The sequence below is a fragment of the Aeromonas sp. SCS5 genome, assembly GCF_001887375.1.
In the GTDB taxonomy this organism is placed as follows: Bacteria; Pseudomonadota; Gammaproteobacteria; order Enterobacterales; family Aeromonadaceae; genus Aeromonas; species Aeromonas jandaei.
In genome coordinates this window covers 1-427 of the sequence record NZ_LFCS01000040.1, presented here as the reverse complement: position 1 = coordinate 427, position 427 = coordinate 1, and the positions used below count along the sequence as shown (strand labels likewise).

General features: G+C 48.0%; 1 tRNA gene. It reads right to left on the bottom strand.

Going from position 1 to position 427, the window contains the following annotated elements:
- Positions 1 to 236: 236 nt before the first annotated feature.
- Positions 237 to 312, bottom strand: a tRNA-Glu gene (locus BS300_RS20865).
- Between the last annotated feature and the right edge of the window lie 115 nt (positions 313 to 427).

Here is a 427-nt window from a genome sequence, read left to right as displayed (position 1 = left end):
TACAACCCCAAGAAGTGTCGGTGAAACCGGCACAGCCTGTTGTCGTACAACAAGGACCAAATAAAATTTGGTTTTCGCCAAGAAGTTTCCAAAGCACTTGTAACAAATGTTTGAGAACTACTTTTTAAATCAGCTTTCCAGATTGTTAAAGAGCATGTTTGCAACGGCTCGAGGCCGAAGAAAACAGACATAAACATGACTGCTTATGTCTGCATTCTTGTTAGCAAGAAGAGAAGTGGCGTCCCCTAGGGGATTCGAACCCCTGTTACCGCCGTGAAAGGGCGGTGTCCTAGGCCTCTAGACGAAGGGGACCCAAAATCATCTTTGCGCTGCGTCAGCAGTGCAGATTTTGGGTAATGGCGAGTGCCGAGCCTGCGAGGCCGAGCGCCATTATTCACATCCCAAAACCCAATGATAGGGCTTCTCT